The organism is Aquaticitalea lipolytica, assembly GCF_014641635.1.
In the GTDB taxonomy this organism is placed as follows: Bacteria; Bacteroidota; Bacteroidia; order Flavobacteriales; family Flavobacteriaceae; genus Aquaticitalea; species Aquaticitalea lipolytica.
The window spans coordinates 1-1535 of record NZ_BMIC01000024.1 but is presented as its reverse complement, the minus strand read 5'-3'; the positions used below and the strand labels follow the sequence as shown (position 1 = coordinate 1535).

Annotated in this window: 2 protein-coding genes; both read left to right on the top strand. The window is 31.2% G+C overall.

Going from position 1 to position 1535, the window contains the following annotated elements:
- Positions 1-1283: type II secretion system protein GspD (locus IEW41_RS14410; protein WP_373282968.1), on the top strand; the 1283-nt coding region annotated here is incomplete at its 5' end.
- The coding region (locus IEW41_RS14405; RefSeq protein ID WP_188607078.1) for a hypothetical protein at positions 1283-1535 on the top strand (253 nt) is incomplete at its 3' end. The genes IEW41_RS14410 and IEW41_RS14405, both read left to right, overlap by 1 nt.

The window sequence follows — 1535 nt, the reverse complement described above, 5'->3', positions numbered from 1 at the left end:
CAAAATCTATAACTTTTGATGACTTATTAGTTAAATTATTTGAAACCCAAATTAGCAATACTCAAAACATTGTAAATGCTAATGGACAAACCAAAAACTTTACAGACAATAACTCTCCTGAAAAATTTGTTTTTAAGAAAGATGGAACTCTTTACTTTTTTGGAACTGAAAAACAATTAAGTGTTAGAAAAGTAGAAGTTATTCCACTTCAGTTTCGTTCAATAGAACTGCTTTCAGACCCACAAGGGAGTAGTACAATCAGCAGTCGAAATTTTAATTTTCAATCCAATTCAAACTATAGTAACCAATACGATAACTTTAATACTAATAGAAACCAAAATTCATCAAATCAATTTTCCAACCAATCCAATCTATCTAGAACATCTAATAGTGAAATCAAATCGATATTGGATCTTATTCCAAGTGAAATTCAAGCCTCATTAGATATTAAAGTTGATTATGAGCTAAATAGTTTTTATGCCATTGGTGCTAGTACTGAGATAGAACGATTTAAAGCCTTTGTAAAAAATATAGACAAACCTGTTCCTGTTGTTTTAATTGAAGTAATGATTATTGAAGTAAGCAAAAACAACACAATCGAAACTGGAGTTAGTTGGGGTATTGGAGATAATCCATCAAAAACAAAAGGTGGTATTTTTCCTGAAACAAACTTAACGCTTGGTTCACAAACTATAAATAATATTATTGGAGGCTTTAATGATTTTGCAGGTTTTAATATTGGTAAAGTGGTGCCTAATTTTTTTGCTACTATTAAAGCAATGGAAGCTAATGGGGATTTAAAAATTCGTTCTACACCAAAGCTAGCTACTTTAAACGGTCATAGAGCTACTTTTTCAAATGGTCAAACTTCCTATTATGCTGTAACACAACGCAACATTTATGGAACTGATAACCCTCAAACTACAGAATTTACAAACTATTACCCTATTGATGTTGAATTGGGACTGACAATTAAGCCCTCTGTATCTAGTGATGGTCAAGTACTTCTGGACATTTTTGTCATTCAATCAAGTTTTGGTCAGCGAATTGCAGAAGATGCTCCACCAGATATCAACTCACGGACATTTACTTCAATCATTCGTATGCAAGATCAAGATATTGCAATTTTAGGTGGATTAGAAGAACAATATAAAAATAATTCTGGATCAGGAGTTCCTTTTTTAGCAAGAATACCTGTGATCAAATGGCTCTTTAGTAAGCGTAAGCGCGAAGCGAGTAAGTCAAAATTAACTGTTCTGATTAAACCTACAATAATTTATTAATGCTTCAAGATATTAAAACATATCTCCTATTTAAAAACCAATATTGCGGTATTGAGCATACTTCAAAAAATGGAGCTACTCGTTTATATGTAACTGTTTTAAATAAAAAAAAGAATGAGATTGATTTAAAAAACAATGCTGAAGCGGATTCAATCGTAGAATTATCAAACATCTTGCCCCAAGATATTGGTGTATCATTATTAATCAATAATGAGCATGTCATCACAAAAAAAGTTGAAAACAATGTTTCAG